Source organism: Flavobacterium niveum (assembly GCF_055231775.1).
Window position 1 is genome coordinate 112,527 of the sequence record NZ_JBUYSX010000005.1, and the last position, 25,573, is coordinate 138,099.

Consider the following 25,573-nt stretch of genomic DNA (forward strand, 5'->3'; position numbering starts at 1 on the left):
CAATCAAAAAACGAACAGTTATTGAACTGTTGGTACTTTTATATTTAAAAAAATATGTTTTTTAAGCCTTTTAGGGCTGCAAAATACAAATTAATTTCTGAATACGAAAATCCTTTTTGTAGATTTTTCGTTTTGAAGCAATTAGCCTAAATAGGTTTTCAGTATTTTGCTACGCGATGTATGCTTTAGCCTCCTTATGGCCTTTTCCTTAATTTGGCGCACACGCTCACGGGTAAGGTCAAAGGTTTCACCTATTTCCTCAAGTGTCATAGGGTGCTGGTCGCCAAGGCCGAAATACAGCCTTACTACGTCAGCCTCACGAGGGGTAAGTGTTTCAAGCGCACGCTCTATCTCGGTACGAAGCGACTCGTGGATAAGCTCCCTGTCCGGGTTTGGCGATTCGCCAGAGCGAAGTACGTCATACAGGTTAGAGTCTTCACCTTCCACAAGCGGTGCATCCATAGACAGGTGGCGTCCGCTGTTCTTCATGCTTTCCTTAACGTCGTTTACGGTCATATCCAGCTCTTTGGCTATTTCCTCGGCGCTTGGGGCACGTTCGTTGCTCTGCTCCAGCAGGGCATACATTTTGTTGATCTTGTTGATAGAACCAATCTTGTTCAGCGGAAGCCTTACAATACGTGACTGTTCGGCCAGTGCCTGAAGTATCGACTGGCGGATCCACCATACGGCGTATGAGATAAATTTAAAACCGCGTGTTTCGTCAAAACGCTGGGCGGCTTTTATAAGGCCAAGGTTACCTTCGTTAATAAGGTCGGGCAGCGTAAGGCCCTGATTTTGGTACTGTTTTGCAACCGATACCACAAAACGAAGGTTAGCTTTAGTCAGTTTTTCAAGGGCGCGCTGGTCACCTGCTTTTATGCGCTGTGCCAGTTCTACCTCCTCATCCGCAGTGATCAAATCCACTTTACCAATCTCCTGGAGGTATTTGTCTAATGATGCAGTTTCCCTGTTGGTAACCTGCTTTGTAATTTTTAACTGTCTCATGTATAAAACTCCTGAGTTAAAATTTAATATTCAGTAGTTATACGTACAGAGCACTAAAAAGGTTACACAGCAGGCCAAAATATTTTTATTTTTAACAAATTGTAAAGTTTTATGCTTTGTAATGAGGTAGTTATAAAAAATGAAAATACCGCACCCTGTACCTGGTGCGGCATTTCCTGGAGAAAACTAGCTTAGCTTAGGTAAAAACTAAAATTATTTAAGGTCAAAATTATATTGCAGCCCGGCCCTTAGGGCAATGCTGAACGGTTTTGTATCGTTTGGTTCCTTGTTAAAGGTATTCATGTAATATTTAAAGTACGGCTCGGCATTTATTTGAAGCGACGGTGTGATGGCGTAATGCAGCTGTACTCCTGCACCGGTACTGAAACTGATGTTGTCATTTGCCCTGATGCTTCCGGTTTTAATGCTAAGCCCATTGCCTTGTGCAGTAAGTGTATTAGTACTAATGCTTATGGCACTCACCCCGGCAAGCGCGCTGATGCCAAACCTTCCCGACGTTAAGCGGTATTCAAATTCTAACGGTATTTCCAGCAGCGATGTTTTTTGTACAAGGTTAAAGCTGCTGTCGCCAAAAGCATCTGCCAGCGTTTGGTTGGATACCCCATTCTTATAGTCTACCCCGGTAAAATCGGCCAAAGTTGCGCCACCTTCTGATGCCACCGCATTTTTGGTTTCCTGCTCAATTTTGGCAAACATAACCCCGGCACGCAGGCTGGCTTTCGCCGAAAAACGGTAGCCTATATAAGCGCCGTATCCTACAGAAAGTTTAGTATCTGCCGAATTGCCGTTTAGCCTTGCGTCTATCAGGCTTTGGCTATCCTTAAACATGAACTCTGCAGGCACCGCGTAGGCAAAGGCGTAAAACTCTTTATAGTCAAGGTTTACAGCAGTACCATCCTGATTACTTTTGGTTTTGTTCTTATTTTGTTTCGGTATGCTGTCTTTATGCTGTTTTACCACACAGGAACTGTCAGTATCACACACATAAGCCACCACGGGGTTTGCCCTGTTGTTCCTGTAATTGTGTACGCTGTTTTTAGCAGCAGTTTCCTGAGGGTTGTCCTTGCTTTCGTCAGCAATATCATCGGTTTTCTCCTGAGTGATTACCGTATTTTTATTGTTTTTGGCATTAGCGTTGGCTGCCTTGCGTTTAGCGCCTTTACCACCCGATTTTTTAACCCCGGCCACACTACTATCATTTGTACCAGAGACGCCATCGTCTGCTGTAGCAGTTATACCGGGACGTTTACCTTTATTATAACCCTGCTTTTGTGTACTGTTACTTTTAGTAATACTGCCAACTGCATAAGCACCTGTACTACTGCCTTTAGCCTGGCTGTTCTTACGGGAAGACTTACTACCCGACATACCGGCAGCTTTAGTATTTGTATTACTATTGTCTGTATCAGTCACTCCATTGTTTACCGAAACAGCCGTATTGGCTTTTGTACCTTTGCTCCCTTTAGTAAGCGTACCGGTACTTTGTTTTATCGCGGCAGCATCCCTGCCGCTTTCAGCCCCGTGAAGAGTCCTTTCTGTAAGCACGTTACCATCGGCGGCGGCATCATTATTAGTAGATTGCTGTTGCCCCTTGCCATCTGCGGTATCACCATTGGCAATCCCATTATTTTGGTTGGCCGCACCACTGCTTGCCCCTTGGCCAGTTGCAGGAAGGTTTTCTGTAGCACTGCTATTTATCTTATTATTTTCGTTAGTATTAATGTACAGCCAGTAGCCTCCTGCCAGTAACAGCAGTAGTAAAACCGGGGCCGTACGTTTTAACCAATACATAAATTGCCGCTTTTTCCGGCGGCGGCCCTGCTCCAGGTGGGCCTGTATTTTTTCCCACGGAGCATCTGAGGGTGTTTTGTTGTAACCCTCCAGCTTAGCTCTTATAGCACGCCCTATATCTTTGCTATTATCCTCCATTGCTTACGTAGGTTGGAAATACGTTATTTTTTTTTTCAAGTTTCTGCTTTAGCAGCGCCTTGGCTCTGTGCAGGTTGCTTTTGCTGGTGCTTTCGCTGATGCCCAGCATACCGGCAATTTCCTTGTGCGAATAGTCATCCAGTTCGTACAGGCAAAACGCCAAGCGGTACTGGTCCGGCAGCGCCTGTACCAGTTGCATTATGTATTCGGCCGGCACATTCATTTCCTCCTCGGTAACCGTGGTATCCTGGGGCAGGTCGTCTTTAACCGGAACCAGCGTTATCATCTTTTTATAGCTGTCTATAGCCTTATTTATGGTGATGCGCTTCATCCAGCCCTCAAACGAGCCTTTGCCCTGATACCGACCAATACCTGTAAAAATTTCTATGAACACATTGTGCAGGTTGTCCTCGGCTTCTTCAATGTTACGGCAGTACTTAAGGCTGAGTGAAAAAAGCATAGCACGGTAGGCCACATACAGTTCCTGTTGTGCGGCAGCCTTTCCTTTTATACAGCCCTTAATTACTTTATCGAGGTCCAAAGCCGGTAATTTTTTTAAATCATAGAATCAATTTACAGGTTCAAGTCCAACTGGTGTTTTTTCTTTTTCATAGCATTTTTTGGACTACTAAAACAAAGTGCGTGGTTTTTGATTTAGCTTGTTTGTTAGTGTTTATATCTTATAGTCTGCGGGGTTTTAAAAAGGTTGCGTTAAAACATAAAAAATATTTTATTTTTTTCTTAAAACCCTGTTTCACTCTCGGTGCGCATGCGTTGCAGGTAACCTTCTATCTTTTGGTGTGCCCGGTTAAAGAACACTTTGCGGTCGCGTGTGCCACTACTGTTAAGCAGCATGGAGTTTTTTATCTGCTGGCCAAAGAACCGTTCGGTATTGCTGCACGTGGCTGCATCGTCTGTAATAAAATAACCCAGCATGGTATACGGCACAAAAAGCGACTGCTTTTGCGGGGCGGTAATCAGCACGTTGTTGTTCAGTATCAGCAGTTCGTTATAATACAGGTGGTAGCGGCTGCCGTCGGCACAGCAGCGGTTTTCTGCATCGGTAAGTATCTGTGCCAAATCAGCACATAGTAATTGTGCGCTGTGCAGGCTCAGCAGCCCCGACTTGTAATAGTAATACAGCTGCTGCATGGTACTGTTTATGGTGGTATCGTTCCAAATTTCATGTACCTCAAGGCTGCTGTATACTTTACGGAGCGCTTCGCCGTGTTCTAACAACGGTACCGATACCGTAAAATCTTCAAAGCGGTTGTGCGGCCCTTCTCCCGAAAGCAGGTTGAGCCACACATATATCTTAAACTTGCTGAGCAATGTGCCGCCCACCGTATGGAACAGCGGTATGTCCTTGGCCGAATAAAACATCCTGGCACCCTCCATAGTAGCAAACATGCCGATGTTATCAGCCGATTCCTTCAGGTAACGCGCCATATCGTGCGGGGTGCGTATTTCGGCGGTCTTTCGCGTAAGCACCACCTCATCGCCCCTGAAAAGGCTGTCCATACCAATACCGAAATGCCTGCATAGGGTAATGGTTTCGTCTATGCTGAAACGGCTCTTCAGCGAAACCCTGCGGTGGGCCGCATCATACGACACCTGTAGTACCGTAGCTATGGTATCTATAAGCGATGCATCGGGTGCCGAGCGCTTACGTATTTGTTTAAGCAATAATTCCTGGTTGGTCATGATTTGTGATTTTCGCAAAACGCCTCGTAAAGATAATTGTTTTGTACAGAACCACTTGCATTTATAACAATAAGTTTGGTATATCAAAAACCTTATTATTATGAATACACAACGAATTTTAGTACTGCTGTTGCTTATGCTGTTACCGGCAACAGTTTTGGCACAAAAACGCAAAGTGCGTATTCCCTTCGGCCTGTACACCACGGGCGACAGCGACATATATGGCATATCGGCCGGTATAGGGTCTGATACCTATTTAGAGAGCGATACCGTAAGCGTACGCTCTAACGGCCTGCGTATAGAACCCCTGTCGCAGTCGCTGCTGCTGTTTACCATCATCTTCCCGGTAGACCAGGTGAATTACCCTTCCGATGAAAAAGACTATGCCGCCTTTGGTAAAAAAATCCCGAACGAAATCATCAACGGCATTAACCTGAGCTGTGGCACCAACGCCTTTGCCGATGTAAACGGTATAACGGTTTCGGCAGTGACTCAGTCGCTAAAAAATGTAAACGGCATTACCATAGGCGGTATTGGCAACTACTCCTATTCCTGCAACGGGATTAGCATAGGCGGCTGTAGTGCCGGCAGCATTTATGCCAAAGGCCTTATGATGTCGTTTTTTAACTACGACGTGTACCGTGGGCGTGGCCTGCAACTTTCGGCAATAAACAATGAATATACCGACTTTAAAGGTGTGCAGGTGGGTTTAATCAATTCCATTTTGGGCAAACCAAGGACATTCACCGGGGTGCAGATAGGTGCTTTCAATAACGTAATAGCACCACCCGAGTTATTCAAAGGCGTTCAGATAGGGCTGTTTAACCGTACCAAAACACTGCGTGGCATACAGATAGGCCTTTGGAACGTAAACGAAAAACGTTCATTGCCTATTATCAATTGGAATTTCAGGAGGAGCAGCTGAGCGACTTAGCTGCTTAGCCACTGAGCAGCTTCAATCGGGTGTTTTTTAACTACATAAATAAATTATAACCAATCTGCTGCTCAGGGGCCAAGAAGCCCCGCAGCTAAAAAGCTTAAAAAATGAAAACACTAATCATCGCACTATTGCTTTCCGCAACCGTATTTGCGCAGGAAGCCGACACATTAACGCAGGACATAAAACCCCGCACCGAACCCGTAAAAACAGTTGTGTTTGTTAAGGACACACTGAAAACCCGTGCCTTCAGGTTTACGCCGCTGCCTGCCAGCACCAATAAGGTAAACGGCATGACCCTGGGCATTGGCCTGAGTGTTTTTGACGACCGCCCCGTAACGGTAAACGGCTTTAACCTGGAACTAAACCCATTAGCGCCTTTCGCCATACTGGGTACACGGCCCAACCCAGACCGTAAGGATAACACAACTTTAGAAGCTACCGTAAACGGGCTGAATGTTTCACTAACGGGTTTTAGGGGCAATGCGCGCATAAACGGCATGGGGATTTCGCCCATAAATGTAGGGCTGGAAAGCAACGGTTTTTTCCTGTCCGGACTGTACCACAGCAGCCGTAAAATGAACGGGCTATTTATATCAGGTATAGGTAACTGGTGTGTAGAAGGCGAGGGGCTGCACCTGGCATTTATCAATTCGGCTAAAAAATTTAATGGAGTAATGCTGGGCGGTATTAACGAGGCTGATTATTTTAAAGGGATTACGATAAGCGCATTCAACTTCTCCTACCGGGAAATGAACGGCCTGCAAATAGGCCTGTACAACGAAGCCAAAAAATGCCGGGGCTTACAGATAGGCCTTTGGAATGTAAATGAAAAGCGTTCATTGCCGATTGTGAATTGGAATTTCAGGAGAAGCGGCTGAGCGACTTAGCTGCTTAGCCACTGAGCGGCTTCAATCGGGATTGATCTTCCATTTGCTTCGCTAGTTCGGGCATAACCCTCGGATCGACCGAAGCGTAGCGGAGTGGAGACCCCGAAGGCTGAACGAAGTTAAATCTCGGAATAACTATCAATTATAAAAACTACTTTTGAGCCTGCTGAAAAAACTCAGTATCTCAGAAGCTAAGAAACTAAGAAGCTTTAAAAAATGAAATTACCTTATATTCTTATACTGTTCAGGCTCTTGCTGGGTCCGTTCATGATTTATTTAACCTACAGCTTTGGCGAACCACTTCGGCTACTGCTGGCCGGGCTACTGCTATTAGGTATACTATCCGACATATTTGATGGCATCATCGCCCGGAAACAGGGCATATCCACAACATTTATGCGCCGCCTGGACAGTCAGGTAGATGTCGTTTTCTGGCTCTGCGCGGGTTGGTGCGGCTGGGTACTGAACCCCGAAATCATCATCGGGAACCGCTACGCCATCATCACGCTTTTTGTAATGGAAGGGCTTACCTATGCATTCAGCTTTGCTAAATTCGGCAAGGAAACCTGCACGCATGCACTGCTCAGCAAATTGTGGGGTATAACGCTGTTTGCTGCCTTTACATCCATTTTAGGTTTTGGCTATGCCGGGATTCCGTTTGCATTGGCCGTAATATTTGGCATCATTTCGCATATCGATGTATACCTTATCATCTTCCTGCTGCCCAAATGGACACACGATGTACCCAGTGCCTGGCATGCCTGGCAACTGCGACAGGGAAGGGACATCAAACGTAACAAGTTGTTTAACGGATAAATACTGAACTTGAGTTCTTTCATAAAATAATAAAGCTGCCATAAGGCAGCTTTATTATTATACTCAGAATGTGTCCGCTTTTTTAAGAGGATATTTATCCGGATTTTGGTAAGTATTGAAAACGCTATAGATATAAACAGTTTTTTCAATATCATCTATAGTATACAAAATCAAAAAAGGAAACTTTTTGAGGGGAAAACCCCGCTACATTTTTATACTTTATTTTATAGTAAGGATTAATACTTATTGCCTCATAAGCCGATTCAAGTTCTTTATTCAAATTTTTAAGTGCCTGCAAACTTTTATTTGAATAATATTCAAAGGTATTTTCGATGTCTAAAATTGCTTTGGGTGATAATATAACCTTATAAGCCATATTTTTCTCTCAACCGTTTATGGACTTCAGTAACAGGTAAAAAATCAGATTTTTTCTCTGTAGCTATACGCTCATCAAGCATTGCTTTAGCGCTCTCTGGCAGCTCATAATCATTCTCTGCATCAGCAATGTCGGCATGTTTTGCCTTTATCTCGTTCCACTCGTCAATAGGTATGACTACTGCAGTAGTATTACCTTCGCTATCTGATATGTATTGCAATTTCATAACAAATCCTTTGAACCAAAAATACAAAAAAAACTATTGTCTGATGACGCAAAATACTACAATGCCTCAAGCTGCTTCTTTAACTCCTCAGGATTCGAAGCAGCGGCGGCATGTAGTTTTTTAACAGCCCCATCTTTCCCTATCATTATGTACCAGGGTATTGATATACTCCCGCCATGGTCAAACAACCTGCCCAGTTCTGTGTCAAACTGTTTGTTCACACGCAGGTGGTGGCCTTCCAGCGCGTAGTAGTTAATCATCTTTTTCCAGGCCTCGTCCCTGTTATCATCGTCAAGGGAAATGTACACCACCGCTACATCGTGCTCTTTCAGCGTGGCATAAAGTTGCTCCTTGTGTTTAAACTCGTCACGGCAGGGACCGCACCAGGTAGCCCAAACGTCTATGTATAGTTTCTTCCCGGGAAATTTGGCTGCCAACTGTTCCAGGTTATTTATCTTGTCATACCCTTCCACAAATGCAGCATGTTCAAGTGTGGTTTTTTGCTTGCTGAATGTAACAATAGGGGCTATGCCCGGCTCCAGGAATTTTGTATAGGTGCTTTTTGGGTAGGCCTTTTTAAAGTCTTCATATTGCAGCAGCAGGCTTTCTTCTTTCCTGCCTTCGGCAAGGTCATTGGCAATGCTGGCTGCCATAAAATATTCGTGCCTGCCGGCATCCAGCCAATCGCGCGAGGTATCAAACCAAGATTTTTCAGTAGTTTGAGAAGGTTTGAAATTACTGCCTTCATACGACCTGAACGTAAGTGCCACCTGTATGTAGTAATACCCTAAAGGATCGCGCTGAATTTCGGTAAGTGGTGTGGTGTTGTACAGCAGTGTTTCTTTTTCAAGTGCAATCAATTCGGGAGCCAATGTTGCATCGGCCTGCCCGGCTTTCATTCCTTGTGTGAGGATGTTGTAGGCCATAGACACCGCATAGAAAAACTTACGTTCGTGTTTTAGCGCTTCGTAAACGTCCTTATTTATCTTTTTTGAAGTGTACAGCGCTGTAAAAGCATCGGTGTCCTTTTGCAGCATTGCGGTATAGGTTTGTTTCAGTTCACCTGCGTTAGCTATGTTGATTGTTTTCTGCGAAAGGTCTACCGCAGCCCCAAGGCGTTGGGTACCCAATACGGTATTGTACAGCTTTTGTACCTCAGCATCTTTAGAAGAAATCTCAGAGGTAACCTTGCCTTTTTCTTCGTTAATGATGATGCTGTAAACATTACCCGGTTGCGCCACAATGCAGCCTGCAAATTTAAAGTCGTGGTAAATATCTATAAACGCAACATATTCTATTTCTGTTTTTATAACAAAATTACCCTGCGCATCGGCAGTGGTGGTATAATAGGCCTCAAATCCGGTTTTACTGTTTACCGGTGCTGTAAAGCGGATAACATCGGGCAACTTCCCGTTTATTTTTCCGGTAATGATTACGGGTTTTGCCTGTATGGCCAGCGTGCACAGGAATGAAATGAAAAAGCAGATATTTTTCATAAGGCTTGATTTGGTTTATGTTATAGCCCTACTAAAGTACAAAAAAAGCAACGGTACGGGCATAAAAAAACCTGCCACTTTTACAGTAGCAGGTTTCTTATCAGAATTAACCTATTTCAGTATGATTAAGATTCTTGTGGTGCGTCACCCTTGTTTTCACGTGGGGCATCGTTCCTGCGTTCCTCCCTTGGGCCGCGGTCACGTGAGTTACGGTCGTCCCTGCCGCCACGGTTGTCCCTTGGCCCACGGTTATCGCGTCCGCCACGGTCGTCCCTGCCGCGGTTATCCCTTGGTCCACGGTCTTCGCGTGGTGGGCGCTCCTGGTACCCTTCAGGTTTAGGTAGCAACGCTTTGCGCGATACTTTTTCCTTCTTGGTCTTAGGGTCTATACCGATGTATTTTACATTAAACACATCGCCCATGTTCACTACGTCGGTTACGTTTTCAGTACGTGCCCAGTCAAGCTCGCTTACGTGCAGCAGTACCTCGTTTCCGGCAGCCTGGGTATATTCTACCACTGCGCCAAATTCAAGTACCTTGATAACTTTCACTTCGTATGTTTCACCTACAACCGGCTTAAATACGATAGAGTCGATCTTATCAAGGACAGCCTGCATACCTTCAGGGCTTACACCAAGGATTTCTACTTCGCCTACACCTTCTACCTCGTTAATAACGATAGTAGTACCGGTAGCTTTTTGTAGTTCCTGGATAACTTTTCCACCAGGGCCAATAAGCGCACCGATGTAATCGCCAGGAATCGTAGTCTTGATGATTTTCGGAGCGTGGCGTTTCACGGTTTCGCGAGGCTCAGCTATAATTTCTGTAAGCTTGCCAAGGATGTGAAGGCGTCCTTCTTTAGCCTGTTCAAGGGCTTTCTCCATAATATCATAGCGAAGGCCTTCAATTTTTATATCCATTTGGCAGGCGGTAATACCGTCAGCCGTTCCGGTTACTTTAAAGTCCATATCACCCAGGTGGTCTTCATCACCAAGGATGTCGCTCAGTACAGCCCAACGGCCTGTAGCATCGTCTGAGATAAGGCCCATAGCGATACCTGATACCGGCTTTTTAAGCTTCACACCTGCATCAAGAAGGGCAAGTGTACCGGCACATACGGTAGCCATAGATGACGAACCGTTAGATTCAAGCACCTCAGATACCACACGTACAGTATACGGGTTCTCTTCAGAAAGCATGTTTTTAAGTGCACGTTGTGCAAGGTTACCGTGGCCTACTTCACGCCTTGATGTTCCCCTTAGTGGTTTAGCCTCACCTGTAGAGAACGGAGGGAAGTTGTAATGCAGGTAAAAACGGTCTTCACCCTGCTCAGACGGAAGGTCGATAATGTTCGCCTCACGAGATGTACCAAGGGTTACCGTAGCAAGCGCCTGTGTTTCACCACGGGTAAATACTGCCGAACCGTGTGTAGAAGGCAGGTAATCTACCTCACACCATATAGGGCGTATTTCGTTTGTCTTACGGCCGTCAAGGCGTATGCCCAGGTCAAGGATTACGTTACGTACTGCCTCTTTCTGCGCTTTGTAAAGGTACTTAGTAATAAGCTCACCTTTTTCAAGGCGCTCTTCTTCAGTAAAGGCAGCAATTACTTCTTCCTTCACTATACCGAACTTCTCAGAACGCTCGCTCTTGGCAGAACTTTCCTGTGCTATGGCAAAGTACTTGTCGTAGCTCAGTTCGTATACTTTAGCCTTCACCTCGTCGTCATTTGCTTCAGGCTCGTACTCACGGAAACCTTTGGCTACAGCAGCCCTAAGTTTTTCCTGTACGGCAATCTGCACTTTAATGGCTTCGTGGGCAAATTTAATAGCTTCCACCATCTCGGCTTCAGATATCTCTTTCATTTCACCCTCTACCATGGCTACAGAGTCAGCGCTGGCACCAATCATCATGTCGATGTCGCTTTCTGCAAGCTGTGCCTTGCTTGGGTTAATGATAAACTCACCATTTACACGGCCTACACGCACTTCAGAAATCAGTGTGTAGAAAGGCGCGTCTGATACTGCAAGGGCAGCCGAAGCGGCAAGGCCTGCAAGAGCATCGGGCATCACGTTTTCGTCGTGGCTCATCAGCTGTATCATCACCTGTGTTTCGCAGTGGTAGTCATCCGGGAAAAGCGGACGCAGTACCCTGTCTACAAGGCGCATGGTTAGTACTTCTGCATCGCTTGGGCGGGCTTCACGTTTAAAGAAGCCTCCCGGGAAGCGGCCTGCAGCGGCAAATTTTTCGCGGTAGTCTACCGTAAGCGGTAAAAAGTCTACCCCCGGGTTTGCTGTCCTTGCGCATACCACTGTACCCAGCAGCATGGTATCGCCCATGCGTACTACTACAGATCCGTCTGCCTGTTTGGCCAGTTTTCCCGTTTCAATTGAGATGGTACGTCCATCCCCCAGGTCAATAGTTTCCCTGATTACGTTTGGAATCATCTGTTAATTTTTTTGATTAAACAATGGGTGTTGTTTGTTGTGTTGTTGTGTAGTTGTTTAGTACCCAATGAAAAACCAAAACTTTTTTTGTAAATGCCATAAAACAAAAAGAGGCGCGCGGGCACCTCTTCTCATTCGATTATTTCCTGATGTTAAGTTCTTTCAGAATCTCACGATATTTGTTGATGTCTTTCTTCTTCAGGTAGTCAAGAAGGCTCCTCCTTTTACCTACCAGTTTCACAAGAGAACGCTCAGTGTTGTAGTCGTGGCGGTTCTTCTTAAGGTGACCTGTAAGGTGGTTAATCCTGAATGTGAAAAGAGCAATCTGCCCTTCTGTGCTACCGGTGTTAGTAGCAACCTGGCCATGTTTAGCGAAAATTTCCGCTTTAACTTCTTTAGTTAAGTACATGCTAATATTATTAAAATGATTATTATGTATCCGGGATTTTCCCGATTTTGGGTGCAAAGGTAAACATTTTTTGCTGACAAGCAAGAAAATGTTGTTTCAAGTTTAAGGTTTAAGGTTCTTACTCTTACGGCTCTTAGGACTGAGTGAAAACCTTAAACCTTAAACTTGAAACCTGAAACAAATTAAAACAATTTGGCTACCTGCGCATTCACAAACTCCAAAAAGCGTTCGTCTGCTTCGTCAAAGGCATCAAGCACGTTGCTGTCTATGTCTATCTGGCCTATGTTGGCACCGTTTACAAACAGCGGCACCACAACTTCGCTTTTTACAGTAATGCTGCAGGCTATGTAGTTGTCCTGTGCGGTAACATCGGGCACCACAAAGTTCTGGTTGCTTACGGCCACCTGGCCGCAGATACCCTTACCGAACGGAATCACGGTATGGTCAGTCGGCTCTCCGGCATAAGGGCCAAGGATAAGTTCTTCCTTGTCGCCATTACGGAAGTAAAAGCCCACCCAGTCATAATAGTCTATATTATCGCGCAATAAATGGCACAATTGCAGTAGTTTATCTTCGCGAAGTATATTGTCGTGTTCCAGTATATCGGTAACTTTCGGTTGAAGTTCTTCAAATGTCATTTGTTAAGCTTTCTAAATTTTATGCAAAGGTACTTAGTATGCCACGGCCGATTTATATATTTTTGTTAAAAATTGTCCCCAATGAAATTCATTTCAGACAACAAAGCCTTCTTTATGTTTCTGTTGCGTTTTGCAGGCTGCTACATAGTGCTGGCGGGCATCTACTGGCTTTATTTATCTCAATATACCGGCCTGGAGCCCGACGGTATTACCGATGTGGTTTCGCGACAAACCTCATGGATGGTACGCCAGTTTGGCCATGAATCGCATCTGGAGCCACATACGCAAGTACCCGCATGGCGCTTTTTTGTAAATGATAAACAGATAATGCGCATAGTGGAAGGCTGTAATGCCGTAAGCGTTATGATACTTTTTGCGGCGTTTGTGGCGGCGTTTTATACACGCTTTAAGCAGGTAGCGGTTTTTATCATTTCGGGCATAATCATCATACACGTGCTGAATATAGTACGCATTACCCTGCTGGCCTTTGCCGGGTTTTATTATCGTGAGTACTGGCGTTTTTTGCATGATATAGCCTTTCCGCTGTTTATATACGGTGTGGTGTTTATCTTGTGGTTTGTTTGGGTAACTAAATTTTATTCCAATGCAAAAAAAGCCAACCCTTAGCCCCCTACACTGGGCAGGTATAGCAATATTGCTGATGCTGCTGGTGTGTGTACGCTTCTTTGAGCAAAGCCTCTTTTACGATCCGTTACTGGTGTTTTTTAAACATACGCGAAACGCCCCGTTGCCGCCTTATGATATGGGCAGGCTGATGCTGGGCTACTTTTTCAGGTACGCGCTGAATACGCTGCTGTCGTTGGGTATATTGTGGCTGGCATTTAAGGACATCGCCATAATAAAGGTAACGGCTGTGCTTTATGCCGGGTTGTTTATATTGCTTGCCTTAGGGCTATATGCTGTGCTCAGTATGGATGCACCACCGCAAAAAGGTGTGTTCTACCTGCGCAGGTTCCTTATGCAACCGTTGCTGCTGTTGCTGTTTTTACCTGCGTTCTATTACCAGAAACACATAAAGGCATAATATTTTTCGGGATATTTTCGTTAGTAAAACATTACTTTCCATAACTTTGCGGCAGTGAAACTAAAAAGGTACATAAGCATTATACTTTCGGCACTCGTATTGTTCAGCAATATGGGCCTGATGCTCAATGTGCATTTTTGCCACGGCCAGGTTTCTGAATTAAAGCTTACGTACAAGTCGGCAGTACGCTGCGACATGCCGAAAGAGCACCACAAGAAAACCTGCTGTGCGGGTGCAGCCAAAAAAAGCTGCTGCAAGCACGGCGTGGTAAAACTGGAGGACAAAAGCGACAAAACCCTTGTAAAATCATTACAGCTGGATTTGGGTGCTTTTTACGTTTCCGAAGCTTACAATGCAGCGCTTTTCACTTATGAACAGCCGCTTTCTGTACAGAAAGATGCACCTGCATTTTATGCCGAAACCAATGCACCGCCACTCTACAAACTGTATTGCCAATACGTTTTATACGCCTGAATTTCATAGTTTTTTTGACGGGTTCCCAACCTCTGTTGGGAAAAACACATCATTAACTATTGAAATTCATTTTTATGCATAAAATCCTCGTGATATTATTGTTTCTTGGGCTGTATACTGCTAATGCCCAGGAAAATGTAACCGGAAAGGTACTCGACGAAAAGAGCCAGCCGCTACCGGGAGCCAATGTGTTTTGGCTCAACACCACTATAGCCACATCTACCGATGGTAATGGCGACTTTACCATACCGTTTTCTAAAGAAAACATGATGCTGGTAATAAACTACCTTGGCTACAAAAGCGACACACTGCACATACATACGCCACAACACATATCGCACCAGCTAAAACCCGACGGAGGCCAACAGCTACAGGGCGTTACCGTAGATAAAACCCTGAACAGCCTGAGGCGAAACCAGGTTTCGGCATTAAATACAAGTACCATGGGTGCTAAGGAACTTACCAAAGCTGCCTGCTGTAACATAGCCGAAAGCTTTGAAACCAACCCATCGGTAGACGTAAACTTCAGCGATGCACTTACCGGTACCCGCCAGATAAAAATGCTGGGGCTTACCAGTCCGTACCTTCTCATCTCAGAAGAAAATATCCCTGCGGTACGCGGGGCCGGGCAGGCCTACGGGCTTACCTTTGTACCGGGTACCTGGGTAGAAAGCATACAGGTAACCAAAGGCGCCGGGCCGGTAATAAACGGTTTTGAAAGTATTTCGGGCCAAATAAACTACGAACTTATTAAGCCTGAAAACAGCGACCCTTTTTTCCTTAATGCGTATGCAGGCATGGGTGGCCGTTATGAGCTGAATGCCCACTTTAAACAAAAAGTATCGGACAAATGGAATACCATGCTATTTGTACACGGCAATACCCGCGTAGGCAAGTACGACATGAACAACGACGGTTTCCTGGATAACCCGCTGGCCAAGCAGATAAACCTGATGAACCGCTGGGAATACCACGATGTGGAAAAAGGCTGGGTAAGTTTTATCAACCTGCGCTACATGCGCGATGAAAAACAGGCAGGTGAAGTAGACTTTGATCCCGACACGGATAAGTTCACCACCAACCACTGGGGTAGCGAAATCAATACCGATAAAGTAGATGCATCAGCTAAGCTGGGCTATGTATGGCCCGATATGCCCTACCAAAGCATTGGCCTGCAAACGGCGTTTAACTACCACAACCAGGAATCGTACTTCGGGTTTAACCAGTACGATATTGCCCAGAAAAGTGGCTATGCCAACCTTATCTTCAGCTCTATTGTAGACAACACCATGAACAAGTTCTCTACCGGGCTTAGCGCTACGTATGACAGGTATAATGAGTTTGCCTATCTTTACTTTAGCGATAATGGCCGCGATTATGACCGTACCGATAATTCGGCAGGGGCGTTCTTTGAATACACATATGATAATGCCGATAACTTCAGCCTGGTGCTGGGCGGACGTTTTGATTACAGCAACCGCCTGGGTGCTTTTGGTGCACCAAGGCTACACCTTAAGTATAACCCATGGGAAAAGGCAACCCTAAGGGCTTCTGCCGGGAGGGGCAAACGCGCTGCGAATATCTTTGCCGAAAACCAACAGTACTTCGGGTCGTCGCGTAGGTTTTATATTGCCAATGAAGGTGGCAAGCTGTATGGCCTTGACCCGGAAATTGCATGGAACTACGGTGTAAGCTTTGTACAGAACTTCACAGTGTTTAACCGCAACCTGGAACTTGCCGTAGATTTTTACCGCACCGATTTCCAAAACCAGGTGGTGGTAGATGCCTTTGCCAGCCCGCAGGAGGTTTCGTTCTACAACCTTGACGGTAAAAGCTTTGCAAACAGCCTTCAGGTAGACCTGAATTATGAGATTACCATGCACTTTAAGGTACGCACTTCGTATAAGTATTACGACATACAAACGGATTACAACACCGGCAGGTTTGAAAAAACGCTACAGGCCAAAAACCGTTTCTTCACAAACGTGTCTTATGAAACCCACGTACACGAAGGCGGCAAGCAATGGAAATTCGACTTTACATACAATTGGCTTGATAAACAGCGTTTACCTTATACGGGCAGCAACCCTACCGAGTACCAAAGGGGCGATTACTCACCGGCATTCGCTACCATGAACGCACAGGTAACACACAGTTTCAGCAGCGTGTTTGAAGTGTATGTAGGCGGCGAGAACATAGGCAACTACAGGCAAAGCAATGCCATAGTAGGTGCTAACGACCCTTTTGGCCAGTATTTTGATACTACGCTGGTCTATGGCCCTGTGTTCGGGCAAATGTATTATGCCGGGTTACGATTTAAAGTGAAATAATCAAAAACCACCCCGCCCTACGGGCACCCCTCCAAAGGAGGGGAATGCTCACTCAATCGTCTGTCATTACGAGGAGGCACGACGAAGTAATCTAAAAGATTGCCACGCTCCGTTTCTCCGCTCGCAATGACTGACGGTAAGGAGCTGAAAGCCGGGGTGGTTAAAAAATATAGTAGATTAAAAACAATTTTATAAATATACAGTACCATGAAAAAAATCATTTTTGTATTGCTTATCATGCTTGCGGGCTTTACCATGCAGGCGCAGGAAAAGAAAAAAGCCGCCAAGTACGATGTGGAGGTTAAAGGCAACTGCGACCAGTGCAAGCGCCGTATAGAAAAAGCGGCCTACACCGTTAAGGGGGTAAAATCGGCTGAGTGGCACGAGGACGACCAAACCCTGCACATTATTATAGATGAAACCAAGTGCAGCGCAGACGATGTGCGTACTGCTGTAGCCAAAAGCGGCCATGATACCGATAAGGTAAAGGCTACCGAAGAGGCTTATAATAACCTGCACAGCTGCTGCCAGTATAAGCGAGGTTAATAAATATTGATACAGTACCCCTTTCTTACCGAGAGGGGTATTTTTTTAAGGAAACCCTAAGGATAGGTAATTATAAAATGCCATAAATTTGTATCAGACAAATAAGGCAACATGAAAGCACTAAAGAACATAACAACAAAAGGCAAAGGGACAACCACCCTGTGCATGGTGTTGTTTTTCCTTTTTGCAAGTGTAGCCAAAGGGTTTGCCTACAGGCTTCCGGTTATGGCAACTGCCGATAAAAAAGCATCTGCCAAAACATGGTTTGCTGCCAACGTAAAACAGGCCGTCCCTGAGGTACTGAACCAGCTGCCCGATGCAGACGGCGACGATACCGACCTTGTACTGTTTTACAATTACACAACACCAAACGTTACAACGCAGCTAAGCACAGCCTTGCTAACCGGTAACAGCCTTGCACTTTATACAGACAATTACCACATCCCGTTATACGACCTGTACTGTAACTGGAAATACCACCTCTAAACCTTTTGCGGTGTGTGTTGGTCCCACGCGCTGCTTACATAAAACCCGCACAGTTTCATACTTCATCTGTACGTCGGTTTTAATCTTTCTATTTTTAAATTTCGTTATTACTAATGTGTCCTGTGAGTTAGAGGATGCATTTCAAAATAAGTTGTTAATTGCCCGGAATACCGGCAGTGGGCACGCCTGTTTGCTACCCGGTATTCCTTTTTTTACCCTTTACGGGGAACAACAAACACGTTCATTTCTATAAAGATTTATATATACCAAACACACGTCACCTATAATTCCCGCTGACTGCATCGTAAACACCACAGTCCTTTTTTTTCAAGTAGCAGCGGGGTAATAGGTTGATAGTTGTTAAAGATTATATGTGCCGAAACTGCACAATATCAGGTGTTTTTTAATTAGTTGGTTGACAATTCCCTTCCTCGCCAGGGGGAGGGAATTATTTTAAAAAGATATAGTATTGACAGAAAAAATTACTCTTTAAGCGTTGCATGCCATAATGCAACTAACAATATGATACTCTCGTAGTATCAAGGTGTTTTTTAATTGGTTGGTTACGAAAATCCCCGCATCTCCATGTGGGGATTTTCTTTTTTAGGGTGGCCGTATTATTTTTGTATCTTTAAAATAATCTCATAGCATTCAGCGTTTTATGTTTAAGCTAATACCAACCCCATGGCACTGAAAACCTTACGCACCATAAACGGAAACTATTCGTACACGGTACTGCTGCCGGTGGCGGCCTTTGCGTATTTCTTCTGGCTCATGGTACGCCTCACGCTTGATTATATACCGTACAACACCAATGTGGCTTTTTTAATGATAAAGCAAACCGAGGTAACCACCCTGCCCGAATACCGCTATGTCTTTTACAGCCATGTATACACCAGCATATTTGTACTGCTGCTGGGGTTTGTACAGTTCTTTACGTTCCGCAGCAGGGCAGGGAAAAAGCTACACCGCTGGTCGGGTTACGGGTATGTGGTATTGCTTTTGGCCATAGCCGCACCCAGCGGATTGTACATGGGTGTGTATGCTAATGGCGGTTTACCAAGTAAAATATCGTTTGTGCTGCTCAGTGTACTGTGGTGGGTTACTACATGGTTGGCCATGCGCCGTATTACCGCACGTGATTTTGCCGCCCACCGCCGCTGGATGATACGCAGCTATGCACTGTGCCTTAGTGCGGTAACCCTGCGTATGTGGAAGGTGGTTATTGTGGTGCTGTTTCAACTGCCGCCTATGGAAACCTATAAAATCATAGCCTGGGCGGGCTGGGTGCCAAACCTTATCATTGCCGAATTGATTATTTACTATAAATACCAACGTTTAAAACAACAACCATGAGAAAAATGTTAACACTTGCAGCCGGGCTACTGATGTTGCTTAGCTGCCAAAGGCACGCCGATACCCCGGCAACCGAAAATGAAGGCATGGACGGCCTACTGGCTGTGAATGACAATGTAACCCCTGAAGAATCGGTAAAGGATGAGCATACCGATATGTATGGTATATGGACAGGTTTTTTAAGTTATGACTCAGATATACTGGATGTAGCTGACCAGCGTATAACTGTTAACATAACCCGAATAACCGAAGGGGTGGTTGTAGGCAATAGTGTTGTGGAAGGGAAACAACGCTCTTTAAACGGTACCTATAAAGAAGACGGTGGCAAAAAGCTTGTAACCCTTAAAGAACCGGGTGATGGGGATGGCGAAGGTTCTTATACTTTTGAGGTTTCCGGTGATACACTTAAAGGAAGTTTTTCTGAATTTCAGGGCGAAAGTAAAATACCTCTTGTTTTACTCAAGACAAAATTTGTTTATGATGCGGCTGTGATGCCTTTAGACAATTATAAACTTATTGATTGGGATAATCCTAAAAAGGAAGATAAAAAAGAGGAAAAGAAAAAAGTATACAGGCGCACGCAGTTTCGCACATCTTCAAAAAATATATATTCTGTAAATGCATCAACACAAAAGCTTACAGAGTCGCAACTGAAAAACATGCGCAAGTTTGACCTTGAGATAATCAGGAACACCATATACGCAAGGCATGGTTTGATGTTTAAGGGCGAAATGTTACGTGATTTTTTTGAGCAGTATAGTTGGTACGTACCGATTTCAGACAATGTTGATGCCGAGCTTACAAAGCTTGAAAAACAAAATATTACTCTGCTGCAACGTGTGGAAAAATATGCCAATGATTATTATGAATCCTTCGGCAGGTAAATTGTATTGGTTTTTTAAAATGGGAGAGGGGCTGCTGTAAGGCGGCCTTTCTTTTTGCCCCCGATATTATTAAAATGTATATCTTCGCCTTACGATAGCATATCGTAATGAGTGCCAACTAAAACCCTTAACAATGAAAAAAGCGCTACTTTGTATTATAGCGGCCCTTGCGTTAGTTTCTTGCAAGGACGAAAAAGAAACCACGGGCAAGCCACAGGCCATAGCCTATCATGAAATTAACAACGAACCCCACAAACGGCTGTATGGCTATTGGACGGGTATGCGTAATGACGATTATAACGAATCGGATTATGATACTACCCTGACACGGGAGGAAAGTGCCAAACTTAGCCTGAAGATAAACCGTATTATTGATAAAACGGTATACGGGGTAAGTATCATAAATGGTGAAGCACGCCCTGTTAAGGGAGAAATGAGGCAGGATAAGCATGGTTATAAACGGTTTACCCTTAGGGAACCCGGCACTATGGAAGGAGCTGGTACCTTTGAACTTACGATGGTAAACGATACTATATTTGGTACATGGAAAGCTTACATACCTACTCCGGGAAAGGTAAAGGTAAAAAAACTTGAACTGGTGCAGCGTGAGTTTAAATATAATCCTGACCAGATGCTGAACCCTGACAGTGAACTGATAGACTGGGGGACATCCATTACTAAAGATACTGTATATACCTACAAGGAAGGTGAAGAAATAAAAGAGGAAAAAGAAGTGCTGGAGCTTTTCAGGGAGGCATCTGATGAGGTATTTAAGCTGAATGGCTCTACACAAAAACTTAGTGAGGAGGAACTAAAAAACCTTAGCAAGTTAGACCTTGAAATTATCCGTAACACCATTTTTGCGCGCCATGGGTATTCGTTTAAGCGGACATCACTGCGCTATTTCTTTGAGGTTACAGAATGGTATGTGCCGGTATCAGCTAATGTGGATAAAGAGCTTACCAAGCTTGAAAAAGACAATATAGCCCTGCTAAAACGCATGGAACAATACGCTACCGACCATTATGAATACTTTGGGAGGTAATAAAAAAACGGGAGCAAATTATTGCTCCCGTTTTTTTTATGGTTTAAATTCTAATGTCTTTATTTCAGAAATTAATTTACCGTCGGCACTAAAGCCTTCTATCAAAACCTTAACCTTTTTAAGGTTGATGTTTGGTATTTTAAACTTAAAGCTGCCGTTTTCATCGGTCATTATCTCGGCCTGCCAGTCTATTACCCCAAAGTTTTCAAACCCTGCCGAACTATAGTTGTACTTCTTGTTTTTAAATACAGGGTATTTTTCAAATCCATTGGTTACAATAATATCGGGTGTGGCATTCCTGTCTTTTGTTTTATAAGCCATGGCGGGTTTCAGGTATATTTTTATTATCCCGCTGAAGTTGCGCACAGAAGGCACCAGTGCAGTAGAGCTAATATAAATTTCATCTACCTCGTCCATAGTTATAATGGTAAGCTGGTTGTGGTCCAGCAGCTGTGAGTTGTTTATATAGATAATAGGTTCGCTTTGTGCAGCATTCATACTGTTTCGTTGGCGCGAGTAGATGTGTGCGTCACGGCCTATACCTCCCGGGTCTACATTAAATGATCCGCGAGATATGATGTACTGCATTACATTACGGTAGGCATTACCTTCTTTATCCCCGATTTTTACGCCGTTAAGGTTACCGTTACCAAAGCTCCTCTCGTATTTAAGGCGCTTGGCATTGATTACTGTTTCTTCCAGCTCTATGGCATCAGGTACAAATCCCGGTATTTCGGGTGCAGCAGTATTAGCAGTAGCTATATAGCAGCGTTGTGCAGGTTTGTACTTTTTGTTGAAATCCTTGAGACCATCGGTTATCTTAGGCTTAACATCAAACACTTTAGCTTTGCCACCTTCGGGTATCAGGCTGAAACTAACATGGGTAGAATCGCGTATCACCAGCTTGTCAAACTCAAAATTGCCGTTATCATCTACATTAGTATACTCATTAAGCCCGGCAGTAAGCGAATACAATTGCACGCGGTCTTTCTTGCCGGTTTTCCCTGCAAGTTTTTCCGGTAATGTGCCTTTAAGCGTAACCCCCATGTCAAAGCTATAGTTGCTCTTAGGCGGGTTTTTTAGTATGTCATTCCACTTGTATTTGCTGGCTTTACCCATAAGGTACATATCCAGCTCATAGGCTTTTGCACGGCTTATGGTGTTAAAGTAGTATTTACCACGGGCATTTTTATCGGTTTGAATGTAAGGTAATATCCATAGGGAAGAATAAATATCGTTATCCTGTTCCAGTGCTAGGGTATTTTCGGGCAGTACCGTCATGCTCAGGTTAAACATGGCCGGGTGGTTTAGCTTACCGGTAAGTTCTACATATTCCACATTTTCGCCATCCCGATTTACGGTAACTGCTGTTGCCGCTGTCGGGAATTTGAAAATTGCGCGTTGGGCCAGCTCATTCAGGTCGGCGTCTAGCAGGCGTATGGTATTCAGTCCTTCAGCAAGGTCGGCATTGGATATAGCCAGTTTTATTTCCGCTTTTGCTTGCACTTCATACATATTCACATGGTCGTCTTTATGTACCAGCAATAAAAGCGATTTGTATTTGGCGGGGTTATCGGTACGTATGGTAACCGTAGTTTTGTCGGGCGAAAGGTAGTTATTAACCTCAAGTGTAATGCCAGAACCTGCTACAGGTAATGGTACTTCAAAGGTTTTGTCGTTATGCGTTACAATAGCTTTGTAGGTTTCGCCGGCCTTAGGGGCAATGTCAAAACGACCGTAACCAAGCTTGCTTATCTGTACTTTTTTCAGCACGTTGCCTGCGCTGTCGGTAATATCGGCGGTGGTAACTTCGGTTGGTTCATGGTTGCAGTCCGATACATGTATACTGAGGATATTGGTAACACCCGCTACAAAATTACCGCCTTCCGGGGCAATGTCAACATTCAATTTAGAAGGGTCTGGGCCTGCAAGCGCAGTGCCAGCCCCGGTACTTTGATTGATTACCGTAAATTCTGCAACAGCCGATTCGTCTTCTGCAAAATTATTCATCCAGTTGGTATAGCACTGTATGTAATAACGCCCTGATTTAAGGCTGCTGCCCAACTTAAAACTCCCCTGAAAACCGCCTATGTTGCCGTAAACCAACTGTGTTTCCAGTACTTTTCCGGTTTCGTCCATCAATGATGCGAAGATGTTTACAGTGGTGAAAAACGGTACATTCTTCCTTCGGTGGAAAACATATCCTTTAAACCATACGTCTTCATAGCTTATGTATACGCTTTTGTTGGTTTGCAGGTGTATGTTTTCACGCTCCAGGAAAAAATAATCGGTAAGTGCCTTGCCGGCAGCTTCCTTGTCCTGGGCAAAGCAAGCGGAAAATAATAACAATAACACTACGGCAAGTTTGTGCCCTAAGCTTGTTTTCATGTGGTAATGTGTAAATTGGTTTTAAGAAATTGGTTTGATTTCAATGCAAATATAAATCTTTATATTGTATATAGCTCAAGTGTTAAACGGCGTTTACCGCACTTTAGCATGTATGCATACAAAAAAAGGGACGCCCTGAAGCGTCCCTTGTATGATTTTGAAAAAATGCAGATGATTACATCATGCCCGGCATACCGCCGCCCATTGGCATACCGCCTCCGGCTCCTTCTTCTTTTACTTCAATCAGTGCACACTCTGTAGTAAGTATCATACCGGCAACCGATGCAGCGTTTTCAAGGGCCACACGGGTTACTTTCTTAGGGTCGATGATACCTGCAGCAAGCATGTCTACATACTCGTCAGTCTTGGCGTTGTAACCGAAATCACCTTCGCCTTCTGCTACTTTAGAAACCACCACGCTGCCTTCAAGTCCTGCGTTTTCTACGATAGTACGTAGCGGGGCTTCCACAGCACGAGATACGATCTGGATACCTGTAGCCTCATCAGCATTTTCGGCCTTAACGTCGGCAAGCGCTTTCTTGGCACGTAGCAGGGCAACGCCACCACCGGCTACAATACCTTCTTCTACAGCGGCACGTGTAGCGTGAAGTGCATCATCTACACGGTCTTTTTTCTCTTTCATTTCCACTTCACTTGCAGCACCTACGTAAAGTACGGCTACACCGCCTGCAAGTTTAGCAAGGCGCTCCTGAAGTTTCTCCCTGTCGTAGTCGCTTGTAGTAGACTCTATCTGGGCTTTTATCTGGTTTACACGGTTTTTGATAAGGTCTTCTGTACCTGCACCGTTTACAATTGTGGTGTTGTCTTTGTCTATAACCACTTTTTCTGCAGTACCCAGCATAGAAAGGGTAGCGTTTTCAAGGGTATAGCCTTGCTCTTCAGCAATTACGGTACCACCTGTAAGGATGGCGATGTCTTCAAGAAGCGCTTTCCTGCGGTCGCCAAAGCCCGGGGCTTTAACAGCAGCGATTTTAAGTGCGCCGCGAAGTTTGTTTACCACAAGGGTGGCAAGGGCTTCACCATCTACGTCTTCAGCTATGATAAGTAGCGGTTTGCCACTTTGTGCAACCGGCTCAAGTACCGGAAGCAGGTCTTTCATAGAGGATACTTTTTTGTCGTATAGAAGGATGTAAGGCCTGTCTAGTTCAGCCTCCATTTTCTCAGAATTGGTTACAAAGTAAGCTGAAAGGTAACCGCGGTCAAACTGCATACCTTCTACCACGTCTACGTAAGTATCGGTACCTTTTGCTTCTTCTACGGTAATTACACCTTCTTTGCCCACTTTTTCAAAAGCTGTAGCGATAAGTTCGCCCACGCTTTCGTCGTTATTGGCAGAAATTGAAGCCACCTGCTTAATTTTTTCAGACGTGCTGCCTACTTCAGCGCTTTGCTTGGCAAGTTCGCCTACAATAGCTACAACAGCTTTGTCTATACCACGTTTCAGATCCATAGGGTTAGCACCTGCGGCAACGTTTTTAAGGCCTTCTTTTACAATAGCCTGTGCAAGTACGGTTGCAGTAGTAGTACCGTCACCTGCAAGGTCGTTTGTTTTGCTGGCAACCTCTTTTACCATCTGTGCACCCATGTTTTCAAGGGTGTCTTTCAGCTCTATTTCTTTGGCAACAGACACACCGTCTTTAGTTACGGTAGGGCCGCCAAATGATTTGCTGATGATAACGTTACGGCCTTTAGGGCCAAGGGTTACTTTTACTGCGTTTGCAAGTGCATCTACACCACGTTTTAAGCCGTCGCGTGCTTCAATGTCAAATTTTATTTCTTTAGCCATTTTGTTTCTCTTTTATGGTTTTTGTCAAACAATTAAACTCCTTAGATGATAGCGAAGATTTCTTCTTCTTTCATAATAAGGTAATCCTTACCTTCAAACTTCAGTTCTGTGCCGGCATATTTGCCATAAAGCACGGTATCGCCCACTTTTACGGTCATTTCATAGTCTTTTGTACCGTTACCTACGGCAACAACAACACCTTTAGATGGTTTTTCTTTAGCAGTGTCAGGAATAAAAAGGCCTGAAGCTGTTTGTGTTTCGGCGGCTACCGGTTCTACCAGAACACGGTTTGAAAGCGGTTTAATGTTTAAAGCCATA

Annotated in this window: 24 protein-coding genes; 12 read left to right on the forward strand and 12 right to left on the reverse strand. The window is 44.6% G+C overall.

Features of this window, described 5'->3' with window-relative positions:
* Positions 1 to 141: 141 nt before the first annotated feature.
* From ACZIX4_RS13550 to ACZIX4_RS13565, 4 genes are all read right to left on the reverse strand, one after another.
* Positions 142 to 1,005: a sigma-70 family RNA polymerase sigma factor gene (locus tag ACZIX4_RS13550; RefSeq protein WP_020212501.1), complete on the reverse strand. Its 864-nt coding sequence runs from the start codon at positions 1,003 to 1,005 to the stop codon at positions 142 to 144.
* A gap of 213 nt (positions 1,006 to 1,218) precedes the next feature.
* The gene (locus ACZIX4_RS13555; RefSeq protein WP_463336182.1) at positions 1,219 to 2,955 is read right to left on the reverse strand and encodes a hypothetical protein; all 1,737 of its coding nucleotides are present in this window, start codon (positions 2,953 to 2,955) and stop codon (positions 1,219 to 1,221) included.
* The gene (locus ACZIX4_RS13560) at positions 2,945 to 3,496 is read right to left on the reverse strand and encodes an RNA polymerase sigma factor (RefSeq protein WP_463336183.1); all 552 of its coding nucleotides are present in this window, start codon (positions 3,494 to 3,496) and stop codon (positions 2,945 to 2,947) included. Before ACZIX4_RS13560 ends, ACZIX4_RS13555 begins: the two co-directional genes overlap by 11 nt.
* A gap of 200 nt (positions 3,497 to 3,696) precedes the next feature.
* Complete coding sequence (locus ACZIX4_RS13565) at positions 3,697 to 4,659, reverse strand: hypothetical protein (protein WP_463336184.1); 963 nt, start codon at positions 4,657 to 4,659, stop codon at positions 3,697 to 3,699.
* A 100-nt stretch (positions 4,660 to 4,759) separates the two neighbouring features.
* Between ACZIX4_RS13565 and ACZIX4_RS13570 the strand changes: the two genes are divergently transcribed.
* The 3 genes from ACZIX4_RS13570 to ACZIX4_RS13580 all read left to right on the forward strand — a co-directional run bounded on the left by ACZIX4_RS13570 (position 4,760) and on the right by ACZIX4_RS13580 (position 7,302).
* Entirely contained in the window at positions 4,760 to 5,584 is an 825-nt protein-coding gene (locus ACZIX4_RS13570; RefSeq protein WP_463336185.1) for an LA_2272 family surface repeat-containing protein, read from the forward strand.
* A gap of 119 nt (positions 5,585 to 5,703) precedes the next feature.
* Positions 5,704 to 6,477 carry an LA_2272 family surface repeat-containing protein gene (locus ACZIX4_RS13575; protein WP_463336186.1) on the forward strand — a complete coding sequence of 258 codons (774 nt, stop codon included), beginning with the start codon at positions 5,704 to 5,706 and terminating at the stop codon, positions 6,475 to 6,477.
* A 225-nt stretch (positions 6,478 to 6,702) separates the two neighbouring features.
* Positions 6,703 to 7,302 (forward strand): CDP-alcohol phosphatidyltransferase family protein, encoded by a 600-nt coding sequence (locus ACZIX4_RS13580; protein WP_463336187.1) that lies wholly within the window; start codon positions 6,703 to 6,705, stop codon positions 7,300 to 7,302.
* A 365-nt stretch (positions 7,303 to 7,667) separates the two neighbouring features.
* Here the strand turns inward: ACZIX4_RS13580 and ACZIX4_RS13585 are convergent, their stop codons facing one another.
* The 5 genes from ACZIX4_RS13585 to ACZIX4_RS13605 all read right to left on the reverse strand — a co-directional run bounded on the left by ACZIX4_RS13585 (position 7,668) and on the right by ACZIX4_RS13605 (position 12,894).
* Positions 7,668 to 7,904, reverse strand: coding sequence for an addiction module component CHP02574 family protein (locus tag ACZIX4_RS13585; protein WP_463336188.1), 237 nt, complete (start codon positions 7,902 to 7,904; stop codon positions 7,668 to 7,670).
* 56 nt (positions 7,905 to 7,960) lie between these two features.
* A complete protein-coding gene (locus ACZIX4_RS13590) occupies positions 7,961 to 9,400 on the reverse strand; it encodes a TlpA family protein disulfide reductase (RefSeq protein ID WP_463336189.1) in 1,440 nt (479 codons plus the stop codon).
* Between the two features lie 125 nt (positions 9,401 to 9,525).
* The gene (locus ACZIX4_RS13595) at positions 9,526 to 11,847 is read right to left on the reverse strand and encodes a polyribonucleotide nucleotidyltransferase (protein WP_463336190.1); all 2,322 of its coding nucleotides are present in this window, start codon (positions 11,845 to 11,847) and stop codon (positions 9,526 to 9,528) included.
* A gap of 139 nt (positions 11,848 to 11,986) precedes the next feature.
* Positions 11,987 to 12,256 carry a 30S ribosomal protein S15 gene (rpsO, locus tag ACZIX4_RS13600; protein ID WP_463336191.1) on the reverse strand — a complete coding sequence of 90 codons (270 nt, stop codon included), beginning with the start codon at positions 12,254 to 12,256 and terminating at the stop codon, positions 11,987 to 11,989.
* Between the two features lie 182 nt (positions 12,257 to 12,438).
* Positions 12,439 to 12,894 (reverse strand): GAF domain-containing protein, encoded by a 456-nt coding sequence (locus tag ACZIX4_RS13605; protein ID WP_463336192.1) that lies wholly within the window; start codon positions 12,892 to 12,894, stop codon positions 12,439 to 12,441.
* Positions 12,895 to 12,975: 81 nt separating this feature from the next.
* Between ACZIX4_RS13605 and xrtF the strand changes: the two genes are divergently transcribed.
* The 9 genes from xrtF (at position 12,976) to ACZIX4_RS13650 (ending at position 21,060) form a co-directional block, all read left to right on the forward strand.
* Positions 12,976 to 13,521, forward strand: coding sequence for an exosortase family protein XrtF (gene xrtF, locus ACZIX4_RS13610; protein WP_463336193.1), 546 nt, complete (start codon positions 12,976 to 12,978; stop codon positions 13,519 to 13,521).
* Complete coding sequence (locus tag ACZIX4_RS13615) at positions 13,499 to 13,939, forward strand: exosortase F system-associated membrane protein (protein WP_463336194.1); 441 nt, start codon at positions 13,499 to 13,501, stop codon at positions 13,937 to 13,939. The genes xrtF and ACZIX4_RS13615 overlap by 23 nt, the downstream gene beginning before the upstream one ends.
* Before the next feature lie 54 nt (positions 13,940 to 13,993).
* Positions 13,994 to 14,413 carry an HYC_CC_PP family protein gene (locus ACZIX4_RS13620; protein ID WP_463336195.1) on the forward strand — a complete coding sequence of 140 codons (420 nt, stop codon included), beginning with the start codon at positions 13,994 to 13,996 and terminating at the stop codon, positions 14,411 to 14,413.
* A 74-nt stretch (positions 14,414 to 14,487) separates the two neighbouring features.
* On the forward strand, positions 14,488 to 16,743 hold the full coding sequence (locus ACZIX4_RS13625; protein WP_463336196.1) for a TonB-dependent receptor: 2,256 nt from the start codon (positions 14,488 to 14,490) through the stop codon (positions 16,741 to 16,743).
* Between the two features lie 207 nt (positions 16,744 to 16,950).
* Positions 16,951 to 17,289 (forward strand): heavy-metal-associated domain-containing protein, encoded by a 339-nt coding sequence (locus ACZIX4_RS13630; protein WP_463336197.1) that lies wholly within the window; start codon positions 16,951 to 16,953, stop codon positions 17,287 to 17,289.
* Between the two features lie 111 nt (positions 17,290 to 17,400).
* Positions 17,401 to 17,775 (forward strand): hypothetical protein, encoded by a 375-nt coding sequence (locus tag ACZIX4_RS13635; protein ID WP_463336198.1) that lies wholly within the window; start codon positions 17,401 to 17,403, stop codon positions 17,773 to 17,775.
* A 684-nt stretch (positions 17,776 to 18,459) separates the two neighbouring features.
* Positions 18,460 to 19,131: a DUF2306 domain-containing protein gene (locus tag ACZIX4_RS13640; protein WP_463336199.1), complete on the forward strand. Its 672-nt coding sequence runs from the start codon at positions 18,460 to 18,462 to the stop codon at positions 19,129 to 19,131.
* Positions 19,128 to 20,015, forward strand: a complete 888-nt coding sequence (locus ACZIX4_RS13645; RefSeq protein WP_463336200.1) for a YARHG domain-containing protein — start codon at positions 19,128 to 19,130, stop codon at positions 20,013 to 20,015. The genes ACZIX4_RS13640 and ACZIX4_RS13645 overlap by 4 nt, the downstream gene beginning before the upstream one ends.
* Before the next feature lie 133 nt (positions 20,016 to 20,148).
* Positions 20,149 to 21,060, forward strand: a complete 912-nt coding sequence (locus ACZIX4_RS13650) for a YARHG domain-containing protein (protein WP_463336201.1) — start codon at positions 20,149 to 20,151, stop codon at positions 21,058 to 21,060.
* Between the two features lie 36 nt (positions 21,061 to 21,096).
* Here ACZIX4_RS13650 and ACZIX4_RS13655 read toward each other — a convergent pair whose 3' ends face one another.
* From ACZIX4_RS13655 to ACZIX4_RS13665, 3 genes are all read right to left on the reverse strand, one after another.
* Positions 21,097 to 23,448 (reverse strand): hypothetical protein, encoded by a 2,352-nt coding sequence (locus tag ACZIX4_RS13655; RefSeq protein WP_463336202.1) that lies wholly within the window; start codon positions 23,446 to 23,448, stop codon positions 21,097 to 21,099.
* A 175-nt stretch (positions 23,449 to 23,623) separates the two neighbouring features.
* Positions 23,624 to 25,255, reverse strand: a complete 1,632-nt coding sequence (gene groL / locus ACZIX4_RS13660; RefSeq protein WP_463336203.1) for a chaperonin GroEL — start codon at positions 25,253 to 25,255, stop codon at positions 23,624 to 23,626.
* Between the two features lie 41 nt (positions 25,256 to 25,296).
* Complete coding sequence (locus ACZIX4_RS13665; RefSeq protein ID WP_411409843.1) at positions 25,297 to 25,572, reverse strand: co-chaperone GroES; 276 nt, start codon at positions 25,570 to 25,572, stop codon at positions 25,297 to 25,299.
* Position 25,573: the final 1 nt, after the last annotated feature.